Raw genomic sequence first — 15,053 nt, forward strand, 5'->3', positions numbered from 1 at the left:
AAAAATAGATCATAAAGTATATCTTTTAATTGTAAGTGGGGGAAGAAGTATTAAGAAACTTGGAATTCTCATAGTGTTACTTATAGCAGGAATGCTTTTCGTTTCCGGCTGTGCTGAAGATACTCAGGAAGAAACAGGTACCGAAGAAGGAGTGACTCCTGTTGAAGAGGCTGCCGTAACAGAAGTTGAAGAAGAACCTTCTGGTGAAGATGCAGGTGAAGGAGCCATACCCGGTCAGGAGGAAGAATCTCCTGTTGGAGGAGAAGAGGGAATAATCCCGGGTGAAGAAGAGCCGGGGCTTGGAGAAAATGAAACTGCTGAAGGAGGCAATCAGACAATAGTTGGCGCTGCAGAGTCTGCAGGTTACACTACATTTGCTTCAGTCGTGAGGGATGCAGGTCTTGAAGACACCCTGAACCAGGGAACGTACACTGTTTTTGCACCTACCAATGAAGCCTTTGATGCCCTTCCTGAAGGCACGCTTGAAGATCTCAGTGAGGAAGAGCTGACTGAAGTGCTGACATACCATGTTGTTGAGGGAGAGTACATGGCTTCTGATCTTGAAAGTGGGCAGACGCTTACTACTGTGCAGACAGGTACGCTCCCTGTGAGTATTACAGATAATGAAGTAACCATTGGAACCGCAAATGTTGTCGAACCTGACATAATCGCAAACAATGGTATTATCCACGGAATAGATGAAGTGCTGCTTCCACCGGCACTGTAAAAGCAGGCTTTGCTTCTGCTTTTTAATTTCTACTTTTTTAATTTTTATTTTTGATTTTATTACAACGGGAGCGCAGAGGGTCACGAATACCCCTATCTTTAGGTAGGGGATGAAGTGAACCCTCGCCTCTTCGTTTTTCTCTTTGAATATCTAAACCATAGTTTCCTTGTATAGAGATAGTAAATTGGACCGGAAACCGAGGTTAAAATTTCAATCACTTATGTTCATGAAACCTCTTTAAAGGATACTTAATCATCTTTCCTAAGTAACCGGGCGGGCGGCCCGAAGCATACCCCATCCTTTAGGGTGGGGTGGCCGCCCGCAATTTGATTTTTAATTTTCATTTTTGATTTTTATTTTTTATTTTTACTTAGTTTATCTTGCTTTACCTTTGAAGGCATCTCTATTTTCAGGATCATTTCTATTTTTAAGATTAATACAAAGGTATCGCAGTTACGGATTATAGGCCGTTAAAAATTAAAAAGTGAAAATTAAAGGCAAAAAGGCTCAAAAAATTAGAAATTAGGAATTAGTAATTAGAAATTATGAATTAGTAATTAGAATTAGAAATTAAAAATTATAATTTAAAATGGCTCCTTAAGGAGAATATTAATAAAAAATTATTCAGGCATCTTTTTAGGGAGTCTGTCAGGTCAGTAGGTTATATTGTCCCTGTGCCCGAATTCAATGCTATAATCCAGATAATATACCGTCTCGGGCTCTATCTTTATCATGATTGTATCCGGATCAGGTGGCAAGTCTGCAATAACAGGGAATTTGGCTGCCATAATCTCTCCAACTTCCCGCATTTCATTCTCATCGGCAACTATTGATGCTTTGCCTTCGACCTGAAGAGCCTGCATATTAAACCAATCAGGATCGTCCTCGTCTACAGTAAACGCTACCTGTGGATTTTGCATAATATTCTGGACCTTTCGGGTGTTTTTATTGGTTGCCAGATACACGATTTCACTCTCTGAGACATAAGCCATTGTATGAGCCATTGGCCTGCCCTCAGGGCTTATTGTTGCCAGGTTCAGATAATAATGATTTGCAAGGTATTCACAAATCTTACTTTTAAGTCCTTTTGTCATATTCCCCACCAGATATTATTAACCTTAATTTTATCCAGTCAGACCTGATCCATGAGGATTTTTACTCTATCTTTTCAGGATCTTACTTTTCCAGGATATCTTTCAATGATGTAAAGGGAAAAATTCACCAAGAATTCACTGATATTTGAAATTCTTTCCCCATACAAGTTATGAGACAAAATTTATAAATTTTACTTATAAAATGCTGGATCTCCAGATAAAACAGGATCGGGAAAGAAAATCTTTTGCGGGACACATTCAATGCCACAAACATTTAATTGCGTCCCAAATAAAAAACATAGAAAAAAGCTCGGTAAAGAACTATTAAATTAAAAAGATGAAAGTATCAGGATTTCCTCTTTTTTACGCACTCCTTAAGTTTTTCTTCAAGCCTTATCCGGGAAATGAAAACACCGAACTGGGTTGCAATGGTTTCGATGACAGTACGCACACTGTCAGAGAGCTCATACTCCATCTTTGAGGCAAGATAAAAAGCAGCAATAACCTTTTTTCCGTATTTTACAGGTATTATTGCCGTAGCTCTAAGATTTTCCTGCCTGAGCACATCGTCTCTGGAAGTGAGAAGAAGGTCTATATGCTGCTTGTAGACAGGCTGCCCTATCATGACAAGCTTGGCATTTGGAGAATTCACACTATAATACGAAGCGTTCTCAATAAATGTAGAAGAAAGACCACGGTGGATAGCGAGATTCAGATCTCCGGTTTCTTCATCAACCAGATAGATGCCACCGGCATTAATCTCATCTATCTGAAGGCACGAATCGAGCAGGCGATCAAGTGTTTCGTCCAGGTAATTCGAAGTGCTCAGCGCAATCCCAAGGTCCCTCTGGATATAAAGCAGCTTCTCTTTTTGTTTTCTTTCTGTGATATCCAGAATTATGCCTTTAAGATATTTTACGACCCCATTTTCATCGGCTTCGATAAATGTCCTTTCTTCAACCCAGCGTATTTCCCCGGATTTTGTCACTATGCGGTATTCCTGAGAAAAATCAACATAATCTTCCTCTATCCTTCTGGAGAGTTCTCGTTCGACCCTTTCAAAGTCATCAGAGTGAACAATATTTCCGTAAAGAACTTTTCCTGAAGTGAACTCTTCTACAGCGTACCCAAAATGCTTTACATTCTCAGAGACAAAGTCAGCAGGCCAGTACTTCTCTGGGCGCCATAAAAAAACAGTAACCGGAACTTTATTAATAACAGAGATCAGCTCTTTTGCCATCTCAAGTGCATTGCACAAAGCCATCTCGTTGAGGTATTTGCAGGGTTTCTGCCTGCCATTTCCGTTTTTAGCCGAACCTGAAGCCGCTTTAGCCATTTTACTCTCCGTACAAAAACCTTTTACAGGAAGCTATGAAAAAGTTCTGCGTATTTAATCTTTTTGCTACAATAACATAGAAAAGCGTTATAATTAAAAAAGATTGTGATTTGAACCTGAAAAGATATCATGATGCGGAGACAGAATAGTATTCGAATGTAAAAGTATCCATCATCGTTAAATTTGAGAAAAAAGTCCAGACCCAGGGAAAAATATATATATTTAATTTGAATCCATAAAATTATGAAGATAACAAAATAAAGAAGAAAGTATAAAAAAGGACTAATCCGGATTTACTTTTTCAGCCTCATACTGCCAGTATCCATTATTACCTTATTCCCCTGACAGCCCCATTCTTTAAAAATTCTCTTATTCTATAATAATTGTCTTCCAATTAAAAGAATAGTCCATGCGTTGTCCTGCCAGGTTACCACAGGCTTCTTCCTGTGCCTCTGAAATGGGTATTTTTATGAAGCCCGGCTTGCAAAGTTAACATGGATGTAGAATTTTATATCATTGAAAACGCCTTTATAAATATTATTAGAGAATGTTTTTAATGTTTACAGACATAACCCAATAAAAGATAAAGAAGCAGGGGTTTAAGGATATGCAAGATGGTCTCCAGGGAGTATTAAAAGGTCAGAAGATAGCTTATTTTTCAATGGAAATTGGACTTCGAAATGAAATCCCAACATATGCAGGAGGGCTTGGGGTGCTCGCAGGCGATACTATCCGCTCGGCAGCAGACCTCAAAATCCCGCTTGTAGCAGTTACTCTGATCAGTAATAAAGGATATTTCAGGCAAAAGCTTGATACCTTCGGTACACAGACAGAGCTAACCGAAGAGTGGGATCCTTCAAATTTGATGACACGGCTACAGCAGGAAGTAAGCGTTAAAATCCAGGACAGAGAGGTTAAAGTCCATGCATGGCACTATGACTGCGAAAGCCTGACCGGAGGCTGCATACCTATTATTTTTCTCGATACCAGCGTAGAAGGAAACTCTGCTGAAGACCGCAGGATAACGGATTATCTTTACGGGGGTGACCAGGCTTACAGGCTCAAGCAGGAAATAGTGCTCGGGATAGGGGGAGTACGCATGCTTGAAGCGCTTGGTTTTAAGGTTAGAAAGTACCATATGAACGAAGGACATTCAAGCCTGCTTGCTCTTGAGCTTTTAAAAAGGAATGGAAAAGAATGTGACAAAGTAAAAGAGTTATGCATTTTTACCACCCATACTCCTGTAGAAGCCGGGCATGATAAGTTTGATTACGGACTTGTCAAAGACCTGATTCGGGATGAAAATGATGTGGATATCCTTAGAAATTTTGGTGGGACTGACCGCTTTAATACAAGCCTTTTTGCACTCAACCTGTCCAACTATGTTAATGGTGTAACAAAAAGGCATAGTCGAGTATCATGCGAACTCTTTCCGGGGTATTCAATTCAGGCAATAACAAACGGTGTTCACTCCTATACCTGGACCTGCCAGTACTTCAGGCATCTTTTTGACCGTTACCTGCCTGGCTGGGCAAATGAACCCGAACTCCTGGTAAGGGTAGGAGGAATCCCGGATGACAAGATCTGGGAAGCACGCAGAAATGCAAAAAAAGACCTTATAGATGAGGTGAATGAAAGGACAGGGGCAGGCATGGATTATGAGACATTCACCATAGGTTTTGCGCGGCGTATGACAGCTTATAAAAGGGCGACTTTAATCCTTTCAGATATTGAAAGGCTCAGAAAAATAAACCGGAGAGGAAAAATTCAGCTTATTTTTGCAGGTAAAGCACATCCCCGTGACGAAGCCGGAAAACAGCTTATAAGAGATATTTTCAAAGGTATAGAAGCACTCCGGGACGAAATCAAGATAGTCTTCCTGGAAAATTACGATATGGACCTGGCTGCAAAATTGGTCTCAGGTGTTGACCTCTGGCTGAACACACCAACTCGCCCTTATGAAGCCTCGGGTACCAGCGGCATGAAAGCTGCCCATAATGGAGTCGTAAACTTCAGCGTACTTGACGGATGGTGGATTGAAGGCTGGATTGAAGGGGTTACCGGCTGGTCGATAGGTCCCCAGCCAGAAGAACACCTTACAGGAGAAGAGGCAAGGCTTGCTGAGATTAATGACCTCTACAACAAACTCTACTACATTATCATCCCTATGTATTACGAGCGCAAAGACGAATGGTTGAAACTGATGAACAACTCGATAGGAATGATTGCCTATTATTTCAACAGTCACAGGATGATGCGGCGTTATGTTACGCACGCATATCTGTAACTCAGGAAAACTTAACTTTCCTGAAGTAAGTTAACTTTGCCTGGAAGAAAGAAATCTGTACCCGCTGTCAGCGTCAAAAATAATTCATTTGCCCGTAGCCATTTCGAATATTCAGGAAGAAAATATGAAAACTTAAATGAAAACTTAAATGAAAACTTATTCCTTCCCTGCTTCCAGCCTTTTAATCTTCTCACGGGCACTTTCAGCTTTTATTTTAATACCTTTTCCTTCCCACAGGCTGGCTGCAATCTTAAATGCATTTTCTGCTCCTTTCAGGTTACCAAGTTTCAGGAATACGTTTCCTTTTTCATACCATGCTTCGGCAAAATCAGGTTTAATACGGGTTGCCTTTTCAAAGGCATGCAGGGCTTCCCTGTCTGAACCGGCTTTAAAAAGGACTTTTCCTCTTAACTGCCAGGCTTCGGCATTTTCGGGTTTTATCTCAAGGGCTTTTTTAAAAGCCTGCACAGCTTTTTCCTGCTCTCCGAGCCTGAGATGGATTTTGCCCAATTCGAACAGGGCATCCGGATCGCCAGGGTTTTTCTTCAGGGCTTTTTCAGATTCTTCAAGCCTTTCCTCGCACAGGTTTATTCTGGCAAGCACTGCATCCTTGCCTTCCCAGGCGTTTTTCTGCACAGGGTTCAGGGAGATGGATTTTTCAAAAGCCTCAAGAGCGTCCCTGAAACGCTCAAGTTTCGTAAGGATAAATCCCAGGTTAGTCCATAGTCCTGCATTCTCTGGATTGATTTCCAGAGCTCTCTCAAACGTGTCAAGGGCTCCTTCATAACGCTTCAGTTTCAACAGGGAATTCCCTTTATGGAACAGGGCTGCAAAGTCCTCTGGATCTTCTTCAAGCACACGGTCAAAAGCCTGGAGAGCAAGCCTCAGTCTTCCCTGTCTGTAAAGAGTCACTCCTTCATCGTAGAGAGACTTTGTTCCCGTAATTTTAGGGCTATTTTCTCCTGCTTCTTCGCTTTCAATCTTATCTTTCTCAAGCCCGGTTTCAGAGAGGTATCTGAACTCTGTCGAGTCTTCCTGATCAGGCCTGGAATCTAGATATGTAAATTCCTCTTTTGGCACAAAGGACTTGCAGATCCAGCCTGGCTCAGCCTTTCTGTTTGTAATGACACAGTAACCGTTCACGTATTTTGAACAAACTCCACAGCAGTAGATATGCCTTTCAAGCCGGTGCCTTATCTGATCAAGATCAGTAGTAACCAGTCCCTGGTTCATCCTGGTTTTGAAGGTTTCATACGGGATGTTCTTTATTTTAATATAGACTGTCGAAGGAGCTGGAGGGTCCCATTCGTAGGACTTCTCAGTTTGCTTTTTGTGGTTCATAGTCATTGTAGATTATTTGTGAAATCCTGTTTTTTCGAAGTTCAATTTCTATCGTAATCAGTACTTTACAAAAAGTCAGCCTTTAGAAATGTATTGTTCAGGACATTTTAGAGCCTGAGAATATAAGTCTTTTCAAACCAGGTCTTTTCAAACCCGCAATTATTTTTACCTCCAATTCTTAGCTTTAAATTTTCAAATTTCCAGGATAAAATATGTGGGCAAAAAATGCACAAAAGTATGCAAGAAATACTAAAAATAATTAATAAAAAGAATTAACCGGATATCATCCGGTTATTAACTTAAAAAACCTTGCATCAAAAATGGAAATAAGTTATGCAGTAGAAGTATTTCCAGTTTCCTCACCTTCAGCTTCTGTGCCGGAGACAGGCTTATAACTGAAAGTCCACCAGCCGCTCTTAGCGCCTTCCTCGCCTTCGGGACCTACAGCCCACACCCTCCAGCGGTACCTGTCTGCGCCCTCTGCAAACTTAAAGGAGTAACTGGTTCTTGATATCCCTGAGACCGCATCGGACCCTGAAGATGCCGGAAGCCACTGGCCTGTGCTTGAATCATAAGAGCCGATTTCTACCGTGTAACTTGCAGCGCCTGAAACAGCTTTCCATTTAAGTGCAGCCTGTGCAGCAGAGCTGTCGAATTCCTCTCCGCTTACCGGGGAAACCTGCTCTGGAGCGGTAAGAACAACAGGAGAGGTTGACGCTGGAGGCTCTTCCACATATACAACCTTGGTAGCACTGACGCTTCCTGCGCTGTTTGAAGCTGTCAGCCTGTAAGTTGTGGTTTCTTCGGGGAATACGCGCTGGCTGCCTGTAAGGCTTACAGCCCCTATTCCCGGATCTATAGAAATTTCCGTAGCATCGGAGACACTCCAGGTTAAGTTAGAACTCTCTCCTTTTGCGATAACATCATTGTCCGCATTGAAAGAGATGATAGAAGGCAATTCTCCTGAAGCCGGATCCTCTGATGCTAAGTCCTTTGATGCTGATTCTTCTTCCCTGGTAGGCAGATCCTCGGCCTGAGGCGAAGTTTTCTCTTCCTCAGGTGTCACATTTTCTTGAGGAGGCAGAGGGTTTTCTTTGACAGTAACCGTGCAATAAGCCACATCTTCTTTATCACCGTTTGAAGCCGTAAGCTTATATGAAGTGGTAGCCGAGGGAGATACATCCAGTGTCCCGGCAGGCTCTACAGTTCCTATGTCAGGCTCTATAGTAACGTTTGAAACACCGGAAACATGCCAGTCAAGGACAGCACTTTCTCCTGGCTTTATAGAGTCCGGGCTAGCATCAAAAGAACTGATTAGCATATCCTCTTTTTCAACCGTAACCGTACACATGGCTACTTTTTCTTTTCCGCCTCCTGAAGCTACCAATTTATATGTCGTTGTTTCGGAAGGAGATACTGACAATGTCCCGCTTGAGTTTACAGATCCCAGGCCAGGCTCCATGGTGACGTTATCTGCACCTGAAATATCCCAGCTTAAAATGGAAACTTCTCCTGGTTCGATAATTTCAGGGCTTGCATCAAAAGAATTAATTCCTACGGCTGATGCAGGGAACAGGACTTTGAGAGCAATGGCTATACTCAGGATGGTACCAAGTAATTTTATGGCTTCTGGCAATGATTTCCATAAAGCCCTAACATTGTCCAGTATTGATTTTTTATTATCCTTCTCATCCATAAAGAGACTCCGAAAACCTGAAAATAAGCATAGAGCCGTGAGTTATCACCGAAAAAGAAATCATCTTGAAGAAAAAATCGGCTTTAGAGCTTCATTCAAGAGAGTGTTTATTGAAATCTCACGCCTAATTCTGGTTCGTATTAATTTTCAAATTGGAAACTCAGCATTTTTTTTCAAGAATATAACTGGCACCTGACTGATTTTTTTCGAGATATAACTGACATCTGACTGAAGCTTATACTATACAGGTTCTTGATTTTTCATTTTTCAAGCTGAAGCAAAGATTATAACAGTGGTTTAATATTATCACATATATTAATCTTAGCTTATAAATTGAAAGAAATAAAAAGAGTCTTCTGGACGAACAGGAAGTTAATAAATAAGGAAGTAAAGTGTTACTGGATTAGCTTTTATATTGTTTTTCATACCGGTTACGCTAAAAATATGGTTGAGTGTTTAATGAGTTTATGCCTCTAATATTTAAATCCATACTCACCAATATAATAACAATACAGGAAAGTCGGTAAGGGAGGCAGAATTATGAGCTACAAAAGAACACATGGAGTTCCAGCCCTATTCTCTTTTTTTATTCCTGGTCTGGGTCAACTTGTAAAAGGGCATGTATTAAAGGCTGTGGGAATATGGGCAGCCTTGCTTTTAAGTGCATTCATGAGTGTTATCGGAATTGGATTTTTGATTGGATTTGTCGTCTGGATCGCACAGATTTATGACGCATACAACGCCTGAATGAGAATTCTGGCCAGTCATACTTTTGCTTCACTCCTGAATCGTGCACCTTTCAGTTGTGATTCGAGAGTATGCACTCGCCAAAGCAGTAAATTTAATTTATTGATGTTAGCAGCAAACATTGCTCAAGAGGGTTGATTTACAGATCTCTCAATCCATGCAACTTCATTCGCTTTACCAAGTATGTCACTTTTCCATTCAGGCTTCTCTTTTCCTCTCTTTTACAGAGCCGCCAGGCAAGCTGGCGGAGGTCCCATGATAAATTGGATTAAAACGAGACAGTTTAAAAGTAGCCATCAAAAAATAAGTTAAGTGAAAAGGGTTAAGGGAATTTTGGGATTCTCATCCGTTTTCAAGTTCTTTCAACTCTTTGATCCTCGATTCCACCACTCCTGTAGCATTTTCAAAGAGCTGCCTGTTTATTTCGATCCCGAAATATCTTTTAAGTTTTTCTTCAGGGATCATGGTAGAACCTGCAGAGAGATAAGCGATGTAGTTTTTATTGAAGGTTTCCGGCTTTTCTTTGTATTGTTTGAAGAGAGCGAGAGTTATTGCTTTTGAAATTGCGTAATTGAAAGTATAGTAGTTATGTGTTAGGTAAATGTGGTTGATGTAGGTCCATTCAGCGGAATCTTCCGGATAATATTCAACGGATTCGCTCCTGTATTCTTTTGAGAGGTCTGTCCAGAGTGCATTGAGCTCAGTTCCACTTACTTTCCCTTTTTCAGCGCAGAGCTGGTGAGCCTTATACTCGAATTCCGCAATCATTGGCTGCCTGGTAAAGTAGTTCTGGTATTCTCCTATGTGCTGGGCAAGCATAGCAACTGCTGTTTCTTTATCGGAATTTTCAATTATGTAATCAACAAAAAGCTCTTCATTGAAAGTGGAAGGAACCTCCATTTCGTAGATCTGGCCTGAGCAATATAGATAATCTACGGAATTCCCAACCAGGTAATCATTAATCCCATGCCCAAGTTCGTGAGTAAGGGTTTTCTGGTCGCTGATGATGCCGTTGTAGTTCATAAAAATCAAAGCCGGAGACTGCAGTGCACAGAGCCCGTAACAGTAACCTCCTGGCTGTTTCCCGTGCTCGGGATCAGGATACACATCTATGAAATTTCCGGTTACCATTTTTAAGAAAATCTCGTTAAAACGGGGGTCCATTCCGGAATAAGACTTCTGGATTTCTTCAACAGCGTCCATATAAGAATAATTTTTGCCAAGCTGATCCGCCAGTTGCAGCATAAGGTCATAAGGTCTGAGCTTTTCAAGCCCGAGCTTTTTTCTCCTGAACTCGTTATAATCCTCAAATATATCTTTTCTTTCCTTAAAAACAGCATTCATATCATCAATCTGCTTCTTTTTGAGGTAAAAGTTGAACAGGCTGGATTCGTAATAATCTTCGTATTTCAGCTCTTTTGCGACGAGATCGTCAAGCCTGGCTTTTTCGGAATAGAGAGATGCCATCGAATCGGATTCGTTAATAAGGTGGTAAAACCTCCTGTCATAACATCTTTTCCTGTTTTCCCGGCTTGTATCTGTTGAAAGCAGAGTATTGTAGGACTGGGAATTTACCTGAAACTCTTCCCCGTTCTCAAGGGTTATATTCCCTGCCATGGTGACTTTGTTTGTGATCCTGGAAAGAGCCTCAGTTTCGAGTTTCATGCGCTGGTTTTCGATCTCTGCAATATATACAGCCTGAGCTTCATCCACTGGCCTGTGTTCCATAAACCTAATATAGTTTGCTTCAAGGTAAGGCCGATACATTTCAAGCTCTGGTTCTTCGGAAAAAAGCCTTTCCCACTCCTCTTTATTAAGCGCTGTTAATTTTACGGTTGAAAAAGCACTGTTCTTTTTATGTTCCGTAATCAGGTCCTGAGATTCTGTGAGAAGAGAATTAAAAAACTGCTCATTCACGTTTTTAGTTAGCTGAGTATACGCGTAAATATAAAGGACATCAATAGATTTTGAAAACTCCTTTTCAGTTTCCAGATACTCCAGCAAAATAGGACCTGAAAGTTTCTCGAATTCAGGGCGGAAAGTCCGGTTTATTTCTCCGGATTTCTCTTTTAATGCTTCTAGCTCTTTCAAGGCATCTTCCGTGCTGTTGAAAAGATAGGAATCATTCCATTCCGTAGTAATCTCTTCAGGATTAATCTCTTTATTTTGTCCCATAAATCCTGCCCCTAGTAATTGTCAACCTATTTCTCCGAACATGATACGTATGAATGAGAGTATATAAGGACTGACTCATATTAACCTGATGTTTAAAAAGCATTCAAATGCGAAATTAAAACTTTAAATTTATAAAGCAGGCTTATGAAATAAAGGTTAGATACATGATTTTGATATACTGTTTTGATATACTGTTTTGATATACTTTTTTGATATACTTTTTTGATATACTTTTTTGATATACTTTTTTGAGACGTAATTTAGATACATTGTTTAGATAACGTAATTAGGTAAGCAATTAAATACGTAATTTAGATACGTAATTTAAAAGAGAAAGGCCTTCAGGTCAGTTTATTTATACCTGCTCTCTCATTAAGTGTTTAAAAGAGATAACTTCTTAAAAAGAGGAGTTCTTGAAAAAGGTAATTCTATGAACTATTGTAAAAAGACACATGGAATCCCTGCCATGTTTTCTTTTTTCGTACCCGGCCGTGGTCAGCTTGTAAAGGGACAAATTTTAAAGGCATTTTTAATCTGGATAGCTTTCGCGGTTACAGGAGCCTTGCATATTATCGGGGCCGGATTTTTAATATGGACGATTATATGGATCTGGCAGCTTTATGATGCGTATAATGCCTGAAAAATAAGTAATGAAGTCTGGAAAAGATACTATAAATGTATAGTAAGTAGCTTATTTATCTGATTCTTTTTGAAAATGAAAAACAAGCACTATTTTTAATTATTTTTTCTAAATCGTTCTTATTAGCTAATCTGGGGCCGTCTATCTATATTTTTATTATCAATATCTATCAGAATCTCTCAAATTGATAGCAAGAGATAAAAAATTGATTAAAAACACTATCAATCAAGGATGCAGAGCTGGGAAAAGACAATCAATGAAGATTAATACCTATCAAAAAGCATCAAATTGATAGAAAGAAATATAAGAAATAAACTATCAATATCTATCAAAAAGTATCAAGTTGATAGAAATTGATAATATGAAACTCCCGGAAGTACCTGAATATTCAAAAGAAGCCCTTGAAAATGCTGGAAAATTTCTGCATGATAGTCAAATTGCAGAGCTGGTTCACAGATACAATGAGAAGTATTTACACTGGGAGGAATTGAAATACAGGAAATTCCCCCTGGAACCTATCATTATGTGGAACCTCATGAAAGTGTCTAGAGAATTAAAAGCAAAATCCGTAAAATTTGGAGACTGGGTTTTCAAGTATAATTTAATAGATGAGTTTCAGGAAAAACTTCACATCCTTGACAAGTCCGCAGCAGGAAATCTTCTTAGCAGCCTTGAAGCTTTGCAGGACAACAGAAGGAAATACATTATCAGCTCCCTGATGGAAGAAGCAATAGCTTCCAGCCAGATTGAAGGGGCAGCAACAACAAGGGAAATCGCAAAGAAGATGCTGCAGGAAGACAGGAAGCCAAAAAATAAAGACGAAAAAATGATTATAAATAATTATGCTACAGTAAAACACATTTTGGATTTAAAAAATGAAGCCGTCACTCCTGAGAAAATTCTTGAAATTCACAGGATGATCACAAATGGAATGCTTGAAAAGCCCGAATATGAAGGCAGTTTCAGAGAAACAAACGAGATCGCAGTATATTCCAATGACGGGACACTGCTTCATAGGCCTGTGGAATACCCAGAAATTCCGAAACTGGTTAACGAATTATGTGATTTTGCCAGTAGCAAGGATAAAGAGTTCATTCATCCCGTGATAAAGGGCATAATTATTCACTTCCTTATCGGATACATCCACCCCTTTAATGATGGCAACGGCAGGACCGCAAGGGCTCTTTTTTACTGGTATCTTCTCAAAAACGATTACTGGCTTTTCGAGTACATGGCGGTTTCAAGAGCAATAAATAGTTCAAAAAAACAGTATCGAAATGCCTATCTTTACGCTGAATCCGACAGGACTCCTAATGATTTAGGTGATCTTACATACTTCATCAAATACAACCTGGATTGTATAAAAAAAGCTCTTGATGACACCCTCGAGTATCTGGAAAGAAAACAAGAAGAACAGTCTCAAGCCCTGAAAGTCATTTCAGAATCCGGAGGCCTTACTTTAAGGCAGGCGGAAATCCTCAAGCAATTTTTAAAGCAGCCTGAAAAACCCGTCACAATCAAGGAAATAGTGACCACGTACAGCGTGGCGTATGCTACAGCCAGAAGTGACCTTTTCCGGCTGGAAGAACTGGGATACGTTAAAAAACGGAAGGCAGGAAAGGAGTTTATTTTCTTATACAAGATGGAGGATTGAGTTTCTCGGTTCTCTATTCCAAGCGGTTTGTTATCAGAATCTATCAATATCTATCAATATCTATCAAATTGATAGAAAACACATGATTTTGAAAGGCTAAAAGAGCAACTTCATACTCTCCAGCCAAAATTCAGAATGCTCACATCTCAGGAATCTGCAAATATATCAAAAAAGCATTTCTACCAATTTCCGTCAGAATTTATCAAAATATCATCAAAAAAGTCTTAAAGTTTCGTCAGTATTTTCGTACCATTTCCTCCTGCCATTCAGTTTCCGGCCACCCTCCAGAACCTCTCAGCATATTAATTTCATCAAGATAATTAAGTACCTCTTTCGCCGAAAAACCAAGGTCTTTGAGTACACATCCGAGAACCGTGCCTGTCCTGCCTATGCCTCCCATGCAGTGGACAACAATACCTTCTCCTTCATCCATTCTATTTCTTATAACGGCAGCTGCCTGCCTGATAAGCCGCTCCTCTCTTTTAGGATTCTCAGGGTCATAACCATGATAAAGATCTTCTAATTCTACAGAGAACAGCACTTTGAGAGGATATGGGTCGTAAAAAACCTCTGAACTACTGAGACAGGCTACGTTTGAAAAACCAGCTTCACCAATCTTTTCCCACGGCGTAGATTTCCCAGGGCGAAACATGCCAGCAAGAGGAACAGGCTCATTAAGCACAACATAGAAGTTCAGTGGAATTCGGATACCTTCTATTGAAGGCATCTCCCTTGGACTTAACAAAGAGTGCATCATGCTAAGAGTATGAGAAAAGGGATATAAATTTTCATCAGTTGATTATGGGGGCTGGGAGGTTGGAGAATAAATACTGATATGAAAAATTCCACTTACCTTCCAATTCCAGCCAAATTTCCCGCTAACCACAAACTATTTAATTAGGTAATGCCTAACTAACAACCCTGATCTGGATATGACAGCGAAAGAGCATTTGTTCATAGTCTTTGAAAACCTGATCAAAATCAAAAGCGAGTGCTCTTGTGAGATCTTCTCTGAATGCGGGATATCCGATATCACTGTAAAGCAGATCGGATATCTGAAAGTGATAGATGAGCACGGGGAAGTAACGTTCAGCAGTCTTGCGAAAATCACCAGGAACTCAAAACCCACCATCACGGAGATGGTCAACAAATTCGTCAAAATGGAGTGCGTGTACAGGGAAAAGTGCCCTGATGACGGCAGAATTTTTTATATCCGCCTGACCGAAAAAGGACAGAGGATAGCGCGTGCCGAAGAAAGCGCTTTATTGAGGGTTATTGAGAAAATGGCAGATTCGTTGAATGAAGAAGAGATTGAAGCTCTGATCAGGATTCTGGGGAAAGTAAAGTAATTTTTTT

The 15,053-nt window shown here is 40.2% G+C and carries 12 protein-coding genes; 6 read left to right on the top strand and 6 right to left on the bottom strand.

Going from position 1 to position 15,053, the window contains the following annotated elements:
• The first annotated feature begins 73 nt into the window (after positions 1-73).
• Positions 74-727: a fasciclin domain-containing protein gene (locus RSJ42_RS04810; RefSeq protein ID WP_410509539.1), complete on the top strand. Its 654-nt coding sequence runs from the start codon at positions 74-76 to the stop codon at positions 725-727.
• 653 nt (positions 728-1,380) lie between these two features.
• Here the strand turns inward: RSJ42_RS04810 and RSJ42_RS04815 are convergent.
• Complete coding sequence (locus tag RSJ42_RS04815; protein ID WP_410509540.1) at positions 1,381-1,821, bottom strand: pyridoxamine 5'-phosphate oxidase family protein; 441 nt, start codon at positions 1,819-1,821, stop codon at positions 1,381-1,383.
• Positions 1,822-2,167: 346 nt separating this feature from the next.
• Entirely contained in the window at positions 2,168-3,157 is a 990-nt protein-coding gene (locus tag RSJ42_RS04820) for a PAS domain-containing protein (RefSeq protein ID WP_410509541.1), read from the bottom strand.
• A gap of 607 nt (positions 3,158-3,764) precedes the next feature.
• On the opposite strand from RSJ42_RS04820, the gene glgP reads away from it, so the two are divergent.
• On the top strand, positions 3,765-5,444 hold the full coding sequence (glgP, locus tag RSJ42_RS04825; protein WP_410509542.1) for an alpha-glucan family phosphorylase: 1,680 nt from the start codon (positions 3,765-3,767) through the stop codon (positions 5,442-5,444).
• Between the two features lie 156 nt (positions 5,445-5,600).
• On the opposite strand, the gene RSJ42_RS04830 is transcribed toward glgP, so the two are convergent.
• Positions 5,601-6,785, bottom strand: coding sequence for a tetratricopeptide repeat protein (locus tag RSJ42_RS04830; RefSeq protein ID WP_410509543.1), 1,185 nt, complete (start codon positions 6,783-6,785; stop codon positions 5,601-5,603).
• Between the two features lie 331 nt (positions 6,786-7,116).
• The gene (locus RSJ42_RS04835) at positions 7,117-8,481 is read right to left on the bottom strand and encodes a hypothetical protein (protein WP_410509544.1); all 1,365 of its coding nucleotides are present in this window, start codon (positions 8,479-8,481) and stop codon (positions 7,117-7,119) included.
• A 540-nt stretch (positions 8,482-9,021) separates the two neighbouring features.
• On the opposite strand from RSJ42_RS04835, the gene RSJ42_RS04840 reads away from it, so the two are divergent.
• Positions 9,022-9,228, top strand: coding sequence for a hypothetical protein (locus RSJ42_RS04840; RefSeq protein ID WP_410509545.1), 207 nt, complete (start codon positions 9,022-9,024; stop codon positions 9,226-9,228).
• A 342-nt stretch (positions 9,229-9,570) separates the two neighbouring features.
• On the opposite strand, the gene RSJ42_RS04845 is transcribed toward RSJ42_RS04840, so the two are convergent.
• Positions 9,571-11,403 carry a M3 family oligoendopeptidase gene (locus tag RSJ42_RS04845; RefSeq protein WP_410509546.1) on the bottom strand — a complete coding sequence of 611 codons (1,833 nt, stop codon included), beginning with the start codon at positions 11,401-11,403 and terminating at the stop codon, positions 9,571-9,573.
• A gap of 430 nt (positions 11,404-11,833) precedes the next feature.
• Between RSJ42_RS04845 and RSJ42_RS04850 the strand changes: the two genes are divergently transcribed.
• Both RSJ42_RS04850 and RSJ42_RS04855 read left to right on the top strand, forming a co-directional pair.
• On the top strand, positions 11,834-12,043 hold the full coding sequence (locus tag RSJ42_RS04850; RefSeq protein WP_410509547.1) for a hypothetical protein: 210 nt from the start codon (positions 11,834-11,836) through the stop codon (positions 12,041-12,043).
• Positions 12,044-12,404: 361 nt separating this feature from the next.
• Complete coding sequence (locus tag RSJ42_RS04855; RefSeq protein WP_410509548.1) at positions 12,405-13,697, top strand: Fic family protein; 1,293 nt, start codon at positions 12,405-12,407, stop codon at positions 13,695-13,697.
• A 235-nt stretch (positions 13,698-13,932) separates the two neighbouring features.
• Here the strand turns inward: RSJ42_RS04855 and RSJ42_RS04860 are convergent, their stop codons facing one another.
• On the bottom strand, positions 13,933-14,454 hold the full coding sequence (locus RSJ42_RS04860) for a protein-tyrosine phosphatase family protein (protein WP_410509549.1): 522 nt from the start codon (positions 14,452-14,454) through the stop codon (positions 13,933-13,935).
• A gap of 175 nt (positions 14,455-14,629) precedes the next feature.
• Here RSJ42_RS04860 and RSJ42_RS04865 point away from each other — a divergent pair, with 175 nt between their 5' ends.
• Complete coding sequence (locus RSJ42_RS04865) at positions 14,630-15,046, top strand: MarR family winged helix-turn-helix transcriptional regulator (RefSeq protein WP_410509550.1); 417 nt, start codon at positions 14,630-14,632, stop codon at positions 15,044-15,046.
• Positions 15,047-15,053 lie beyond the last annotated feature (7 nt).

The sequence above is a fragment of the Methanosarcina hadiensis genome, from assembly GCF_046529725.1.
Taxonomy (GTDB): Archaea; Halobacteriota; Methanosarcinia; order Methanosarcinales; family Methanosarcinaceae; genus Methanosarcina; species Methanosarcina hadiensis.

Excerpts from the sequence above, each read along its gene's own strand:
- RSJ42_RS04860 (WP_410509549.1), bottom strand. The coding sequence starts at position 14,454 with ATGATGCACTCTTTGTTAAGTCCAAGGGAGATGCCTTCAATAGAAGGT.
- RSJ42_RS04865 (WP_410509550.1), top strand. The coding sequence starts at position 14,630 with ATGACAGCGAAAGAGCATTTGTTCATAGTCTTTGAAAACCTGATCAAA.
- RSJ42_RS04830 (WP_410509543.1), bottom strand. The coding sequence starts at position 6,785 with ATGAACCACAAAAAGCAAACTGAGAAGTCCTACGAATGGGACCCTCCA.
- RSJ42_RS04855 (WP_410509548.1), top strand. The coding sequence starts at position 12,405 with ATGAAACTCCCGGAAGTACCTGAATATTCAAAAGAAGCCCTTGAAAAT.
- RSJ42_RS04820 (WP_410509541.1), bottom strand. The coding sequence starts at position 3,157 with ATGGCTAAAGCGGCTTCAGGTTCGGCTAAAAACGGAAATGGCAGGCAG.
- glgP (WP_410509542.1), top strand. The coding sequence starts at position 3,765 with ATGCAAGATGGTCTCCAGGGAGTATTAAAAGGTCAGAAGATAGCTTAT.
- RSJ42_RS04840 (WP_410509545.1), top strand. The coding sequence starts at position 9,022 with ATGAGCTACAAAAGAACACATGGAGTTCCAGCCCTATTCTCTTTTTTT.
- RSJ42_RS04845 (WP_410509546.1), bottom strand. The coding sequence starts at position 11,403 with ATGGGACAAAATAAAGAGATTAATCCTGAAGAGATTACTACGGAATGG.
- RSJ42_RS04835 (WP_410509544.1), bottom strand. The coding sequence starts at position 8,481 with ATGGATGAGAAGGATAATAAAAAATCAATACTGGACAATGTTAGGGCT.
- RSJ42_RS04815 (WP_410509540.1), bottom strand. The coding sequence starts at position 1,821 with ATGACAAAAGGACTTAAAAGTAAGATTTGTGAATACCTTGCAAATCAT.
- RSJ42_RS04850 (WP_410509547.1), top strand. The coding sequence starts at position 11,834 with ATGAACTATTGTAAAAAGACACATGGAATCCCTGCCATGTTTTCTTTT.